This window comes from Prevotella dentasini JCM 15908, assembly GCF_000614065.1.
GTDB classification, from domain to species: domain Bacteria; phylum Bacteroidota; class Bacteroidia; order Bacteroidales; family Bacteroidaceae; genus Prevotella; species Prevotella dentasini.
In genome coordinates this window covers 190,146-197,569 of the sequence record NZ_BAKG01000002.1, presented here as the reverse complement: position 1 = coordinate 197,569, position 7,424 = coordinate 190,146, and the positions used below count along the sequence as shown (strand labels likewise).

The window sequence follows — 7,424 nt, the reverse complement described above, 5'->3', positions numbered from 1 at the left end:
TGTACCTGTCCGCATTTGCCCTTCGCGCTCGGACAGGCACGGGGCCTGTCCCTACAGCTGCTTGCCGCTAATTATAATAACAACCGCCCTCCTTTTCCCATATTCTTTTCTCATATCCTCTAATCCTCCTAACCACAAAAAACAAAAATACCGGCAGAGCTGTGAAAGCCCTGCCGGTATATGCTGTATAGAACTGACGAAAGAAGTATTATTTAACCACCACCTTCTTACCGTTCTGAATATAAATACCCTTCTGCAAACCATCAAGAGAAGTGCCCACATACTGGCCATTAAGGTTATAAACCTTTTCGTCCTTTACCGTGAGAACATTCACACCTGCAATGCCTGCAGGATTGGCCTCTTCCCATGACTGGGTACCGCCCATCCAAACAAAGCTGCACTGCTTGTTCTTGAAAGTAATCTCTGTCAGATGACCATTGAATGTACCCAACTCAGAGAGGTTGAAATCAAAGGCAGGAGTTGTGGTAGTGCTCAACTCGAAGTGGTTGGCAGTACCCCAAAGGTCGGTACGGATACCACCGGGATTCAACATTCCACCATTCTTGTAGCGGTTGTTGGGGTCGTTGTCCGCCAAGACAGGAGTAAAGCACTGATAAGAGGAGCCTGCGTTCACCTTATTGGTAGAGAAGCGGCTCGGCACGTAGGTCAGATGAGTAATCAACATACCGCCAGCAGTAGAGAACTGAAGGAAATCCTTAAGACCCTTGTCCCATTTCGTACTTGCCTCGCGTGTCTCCAAGAGGAAATACTCACTATCATTATATGGGTTCTTTATCTGATAAACCTCACCTCCGGCAGCAACCGACTTCATACCCTCAACCTTGCAAGGCTTGCTCGGGTCGAGTTCACGATAAGTCAGCCAACCACAGAAGTTACGCTCATAGCCCGTATATGCAGGTGGCAGGAAGCCATTGCCATTGTACGGGCCTTGATCCATAATGTCCCAAACAAACATTCCATAGTTGGCTTTATCGGCACCTTTGCTCTTATAACTCGTATCATAAAAGTCGGGCAAACCGAGACAATGAGAATATTCATGGCACAAGGTACCCAGACCGTCCAAACGAGGAGTGGAACCGCTGCCGCTGCCTGCCAATTCGGAACCACATGCGTAGGTATTCACCCTTTTATTACCGACAGTAACCGTGTTGTCGTAGCCAGTTCCGTAACCCAATACACTTTCATGAGGCCAAATAGTATACTCAGGAGCACCCTGTGCCTCATTATATCCTGCATAGACAACATACACTTGGTCTACAAAACCGTCTTCATCCCAATCGTAAGGAGTGAAATCAAGACCATCAGCATACGCCTTACGCACAGCCTCCTTAATAAGTGTGCGGACGTTATAGTCGTTGTTCTTACCATAGAAAGACATATTGTAGGCAGCCTTATATGGACCGACTACGTCAAAAGTAAGGTTCAGGGCACCGTTGCTTGAGTCGCTGAAGTAGTCATGCACGGAACCAACGGCACCATGCTTGCTATAACCTACGGTGTTGCACATGTCAAGGAACTGCTCACGTGGATTCTCGATAGTGAAGTCGTTGTCAGCAAATGAAATCAGAATAACCAGTCCCTTCTTGTCGCCATTAAGATTAGGGATAGGCTCTCCAAGTTTAGAACGGGGATGCACTTCTGTCTGTGCCTTGGCATACGCACGTCTGACCCCTTCTTCCTGTGAACCTAACTTAGCGACAGCCGCCTTTTCAGACGATGAGCGGAGGTCAATGTCGTGGACAAGAATTTCAGTCGGAGCCAGACCGTTTTCAGATGCAAGGGCATAGACAAAACGGTCGTTGTCCTTAACGACAATCTTGTCATCCATAGTCAGGTAGTAGTGCAGATGTTCGTCTCCTACCAACATCAGCTGAATCGTAGTCCCATCAGACTGCTGAAATGTGCGCCACTCTTTCTTTGCCGGTACAGCATAAGTGGACAACGCTGCACAAAGCAGCAAAACCAGAGTTAAAAACTTTCTCATATAGTTGATTATTTAGAATTTCACGCCAAAGATACATTTTTAATTGTAAATAACAAAATAATAATCCTCAAAAAAATAAAATGCAGGAAAAGAAAATAGACAACAGCAAGTACAAACGGTATATTCGTATAGAAATCCACAGCAAGACCAATCCCAATAACCACAGAAAACCGATGAAGCAAAACAAAAAAATAGTCGCAGCACTTTCGCGCTGCGACCATATTATTTCAGAATACCTATAACAACATTACTTCTTCAAGAACTTCTGACCATTCTTGATAACGATACCCTTATAGTTTTCGCCTACCTGCTGGCCTGCAAGGTTGAAGATACGGTTGTCGTTTGCCTTGGCAGCATTATCGCTGATACCCTTAACGCCTGCCGTAGCACCCTGGAAGACACCCTTGAGCTTGTTGATGGTAATTCCATGATACCAACCCCTCAGATAAAGGTTATCCTCAACAGCCTTAGAGCAAATGGACAGATAGTCCGGGAATGTGATATCGGTTGCAGAGATAGTTCCGGGAACGAACTTTGCGTCGTAGTCAATTCTGATATTGTCACCATCTACCTTAACACCGGTAATATTCATAGACTCACCAAAGCCCTCGTCAATAGCCGACTGAGGCAAACCTACAATAGGCTGGCCTGTTGGCATAGAAACCGTGGCACCATCCTCATTAACATAAATTGCAGCAAAACCATTTTCAAAGTTGTATACATTTACAACTTCGTTCTGGTCGTCAACGTATGCCATACTTTCAAAATCTGTCCACTCCTTATTCTTTACGGTACTGCCGGTGATAGTTGCGTTCACTGGGTAAAGAACATTGTTGAAGCCGAGGTTCCAAGGATTGCCCTTCATTTCACCAGCCTTATCATCGTTCAGCATCATGCCCCATGCTAATACGTTAGGAACCCAGCTGCCATTTTCCTGCTGAGTATAAACAACCTCATCAGTAATCTTGTATGAATCCGGCTTGTCACTTTCGGCAAGACCAATATAATCAATATTACCGTAAGTAGGGTGGTTATAGCATCCCTGTGAAGGAATGGTTATAGTCTTGGCATCGGCGTCATAAACACCATAAACCTGAGCTGCTTGCCCCTCAATATTCAGACCACCAAGTTTAACGAGGACATTGTAGGTTACACCATTATCCTCAAGGTTAGCAACTTCAAATACGTCATTGTAACACTCGTGAATGGTGGCACCATCACGCATGTTATTGCTGATATAATTGCCATAGATAGAATTGCCGTCATTGGCACGTGCAGCCTTAGCCTTTGCAGCAGCTGCCCTGAAATCCTTCACATGGCTCAAAGCTCCGTTGAGGCAGTGATATTCAAAGAGGCTGCTGTACGAGACAAAATGGCAGACTCTACACTAACTGGTGCTTGAGCACTTACGGAAAGTGCAAAAGCGATAGCACTTACGCTAAGTAAAAACTTCTTCATTGCTTTTTGATTTTAATTTATAAATTAAATGTTATCAAACCTGAAAGATGCCATAAGGAATAAGAGTCCTCATGGACATCTTCCAAGTATATGATGATTCAGAATTAATTCTTAAACGGAAGGTTTATCTCCCTTGCATAAAGAGTGATAATATTGGTCGGTTCCTTCTGATCTACCAACTTAAGATAGGTCGGGAGGCGAGGATTGTCAGTTTCAATCTTGAAAGTACGAACTCTCGTTCCCAATCCGGCAAAGCTCTTCAATACACCCTCAAGCGCAAAGTCAGTAACATAAGTACGACCTACCTTGTTGGCACTTCCCGTGTTGTAATTAATCTTCACAACAGAACCGTCTTCACTTCCCGATTCGAAGGTAAATGGAATATAACCATAATCGTTATCGGCCTGGAAATGGAACGCCTCATGCTTCTGATAAGTGCCAATGAAAGCCCAATATAATGTCATCTCTGCACCATTCTTGCCACCGGTAAGCAGCTTGTCGTGGAAAGCATCCCAAGCCGGACGGGCAAACTCGCCGACCTCAGAGTAAGCAACAAACCACTGACCTTCCTTAAGGGTCTCCCACAATGGTGGAATTTCAGACTCTAACCAGATATTGTTGTTGTCGGAAAGATAATAGAAACCATCCTTATCGCCTTTGAGAATAGTGCTAATCTTAATACCGTCAACTTCAACAGGTTCGTAGAGTACATAACCCTCAGGAGTTACGATATAAGGAGCTGACACATTCTTTGTATCTTTTGTAACACTATCTTCCTCGTAGCTGAATATCATACTACGATAGTTCTGAACGACTTTTATTTCTTTTTCTACACCTTCACCTTTGAGAGTGTAAGAACGAGAACCCATGTATGCTTCAGTCTCCTCAACGGACTTAAGATAACTCTCCCAAGTCTGATCCGCAGAGATTGGATACATATCAATGCGTGCCTGATGCTTCTTACCCAACAAAACAATCTTCTCGGGAGTAGCAGAAACGACACTGAACTCGAAGTCGCCTTCAAATCCGTGGTCATCCGTACCATAGCCGTCAGGATTCTTCGGAGTAGAGAAATAATGGAAGATGTTGCTGTTTTCATCGAAAGACAAAAGAACGCCCTGGCTCTGACCCAAACGATAATGAGATTCGCTCGTCAACACCTTTCCATCCTCACCAAAACCAGCAGGATGGTTCTTGCCCAACTTCTCACTGGCAAAAGTTACTTTTTCATTATTGAACTTACAAAGTACATTGTATCCTCCAAAAGACTTGGCACCATAGTACTCCATACGCCAACCATTGGGAGCTTCCTCCAGAATTTTCTGGACATTTTCTACTCCCTTGGCAGCGCGCTCGGCAGCAGTCTCACCAAAAATATCTTCAACCTCATTGGTACAGGAAGATACGCTGAAAGCAGCTGCCAAAATAGCGAACAAATATAATATTTTCTTCATAACGTCGTAATAATTTAATCAATTAATCCAAAGTTCGGAGATCCATCGTTTTCACTTCATCGGAATGATCCATAATGACTGCACGAAGCTTGTCAAGGTCAAGATTCCAATTTGTAGTGAAATAGGAACGCATCATATCCAACTTCTTGTTGATAATGGCAGCTCCTTCAGGACCAGCTCAGCAAGAATAGCATTCCAACCATCCGCAGAAAGGGTAATGTAAGTAGAATAAATCTCAGCAAAGTCCTCATTGTACTCACCACTACCATAGCCAGTAACAAAGCCCTGCTTTGCTGCATCCTTATCCTTTACATTCACCCAGTCCTGTGAGTGATAAGTACCGGCACTAATCTGTTGGAACTCTAAAGGATAGCTCTTCTGCTGTGTAAGGATGTGACAGAATTCATGGTGCATCGTATGGAAGAACCAATAGTTCAGGTCAGCAGGGAGAACATCATGCGACTCATAAGGATCATCCTTGTTGATACGGGGATTGTCAATATCAAGGGCATTTACACCGAAAAGCATAATCTGCAAACCGCCTTCAGCTGTACCCAACACCTGAGAACCATCAGCATTGAACTCGTAGGAGCCTATCAGCTGCATGATACGGGGAGCATAGGTCTTCAGGAATTCAGGCCCCATAGCCTCGGTATAAACATCCAACCAAACTTGCTTCACCAACTTAGCCAAGGCAATTGACTTTTCATAGTCAGCAGGAATAACATCATATCCCCGATTGGTCAGCTTATCATTGTAACGATAGTTGAACGTGATATTATAGGGCTGCAAGTAATTCTTGTCGAGCCAATTGTCAAAAGCACTCTTTGCTGCCCCTTCAGTATTCTCTTTCGGGAATACGCTGGTGCTGTTCAAATCGTCTTCGCTACATCCAGTGAACACAAAGGAAGAGCAAGCCAATGACAACGCTATGCAAATATATTTAATATTCATAATAGTTGTACTTGTTTTAGGTTATTAACGAGGATTTTTAGCAAGACCTGCATTGATAACGTCAGCAGGCAACTGGATAGCACCACGGAGATCACCAGCCTTGAAGACAATAGGATCCTCATTGGCTATACGGTGACTATACTCAATACCATAACGCTTGAGATCCATGAAGCGCATACCTTGGAAGAGAGTCTCGAGACGACGCATGTGCAAGACGAACTGCAAGATATCTTCCTGCTCGCCTTCGGCAACGGTAAAGCCTTGCGGATTAAACTTTTTGCGCATAGAACGATCACGGTTACCTTCCAATACAGATGGAGCATAGTCAAGCTTCTCTACGAATGTCTTGATAGATTCCTTTGTAAGAGTAGGACGAGTAGTCTCACCTGTAACCTCCTCGCAATGGGACTTCACCCAAAAGTTCAAGTCGGCTACCGCCTCGTCCAGCTTGTTCGTCAAAGCGTATGCCTCAGCACGACAAAGAAGAGTCTCGTCTGTCGTGAACTCTGGATCTACTATGTGAACATAGCCCGAGCCATTTACCTTGTCAGTATACTCAAAGAATTCCTCAAGCTTAGGGTATGCTACTCCTTGAGAATTTCCGTACAACTTGGTTGAAGCAAGGAGGGTATTGTCGGAAGACCCTGTACCCCAAGGCATATCTACCCAAATAGTCTCATAAGAGGCTATAATGCTATTATGCAAGAAACGCGGACTGGCTGTAGTACACAGGAAGCGCGAGGCTAACGAGTAAGCCGGCAAAAGCAAGAGGTTAGCAGTCTCAGAAGACTTCACGTACAGATTACCAAAGTCCTTACGTCCCAAGGTCTTGTAATTAATCAATGGGCGAAGAACGCTCAATGGGTCGCTACCAAGAACCAAATTAGCATACTCAATACATTTATCGTATTGCATGTAATAGAGGTTGAAGCGTGCAGCAAAAGCGTATGCAGCCTTCTTATTGAAGTGGTACTTCGGTGTGGCGAAATAGCTTTCATCCACTGCAGGAAGTGCCTCCTCAATGTCTCTGTTGATATTCGCATACAACTCCCTCAGCGTACCACGCGTATACGTAGTGTTTACGTTGGTCTCCGGGGTATAGAGATACGGAAGACCGAGATACTCGTCAGCCTTATCCGGATTCCATGCCATACAGAATGTATTAGCAAGCTGGAACATACTATAAGCACGGCAAAGCTTAGCTTCAGCAATCTGCCCAGCGTAAGCAGCAGAGTCATTCTGCAAACGGATGTTATCCAACACTTCAGTAGCAGTAGCAACAGAATTATAGAATCCGTTCCAAACAGCACGTGGAGAATCCATACCCGTTTCTACAATATCCTGCATCCTATATGCCTGCTCTTTCAAGATGGACGTTTCATAGGATCTTCCGTTGTCCGCAACATTGTCGGAGAACATCTCCATCACAAGGTTGTTAGAAACCTGCGGGTATGCAGAAACCAACAAGCTGTTAAATTTTTCAATCTTGTCAAGCACTACACGATCATCTGGCAACTTGTCCAAATAATCATTGCAGGAGCTAAGTGTCATAG

General features: G+C 44.4%; 6 protein-coding genes. All 6 read right to left on the bottom strand.

Translation table 11 applies throughout. The features are described 5' to 3' along the window. Nucleotides 1-208: 208 nt before the first annotated feature. Nucleotides 209-2,005 (bottom strand): M6 family metalloprotease domain-containing protein, encoded by a 1,797-nt coding sequence (locus JCM15908_RS01850; protein ID WP_025002041.1) that lies wholly within the window; start codon nucleotides 2,003-2,005, stop codon nucleotides 209-211. A 247-nt stretch (nucleotides 2,006-2,252) separates the two neighbouring features. Beyond that, entirely contained in the window at nucleotides 2,253-3,329 is a 1,077-nt protein-coding gene (locus JCM15908_RS01840; RefSeq protein ID WP_148295490.1) for a hypothetical protein, read from the bottom strand. Continuing rightward, entirely contained in the window at nucleotides 3,326-3,463 is a 138-nt protein-coding gene (locus JCM15908_RS14770; RefSeq protein ID WP_159101293.1) for a hypothetical protein, read from the bottom strand. The genes JCM15908_RS01840 and JCM15908_RS14770 overlap by 4 nt, the downstream gene beginning before the upstream one ends. 104 nt (nucleotides 3,464-3,567) lie before the next feature. After that, nucleotides 3,568-4,917 (bottom strand): DUF4302 domain-containing protein, encoded by a 1,350-nt coding sequence (locus JCM15908_RS13980; RefSeq protein ID WP_025002039.1) that lies wholly within the window; start codon nucleotides 4,915-4,917, stop codon nucleotides 3,568-3,570. Between the two features lie 132 nt (nucleotides 4,918-5,049). Next, nucleotides 5,050-5,871: a zinc-binding metallopeptidase gene (locus JCM15908_RS11665; protein ID WP_306303692.1), complete on the bottom strand. Its 822-nt coding sequence runs from the start codon at nucleotides 5,869-5,871 to the stop codon at nucleotides 5,050-5,052. 24 nt (nucleotides 5,872-5,895) lie between these two features. Beyond that, nucleotides 5,896-7,422 carry a RagB/SusD family nutrient uptake outer membrane protein gene (locus tag JCM15908_RS01820; protein WP_306303693.1) on the bottom strand — a complete coding sequence of 509 codons (1,527 nt, stop codon included), beginning with the start codon at nucleotides 7,420-7,422 and terminating at the stop codon, nucleotides 5,896-5,898. Nucleotides 7,423-7,424 lie beyond the last annotated feature (2 nt).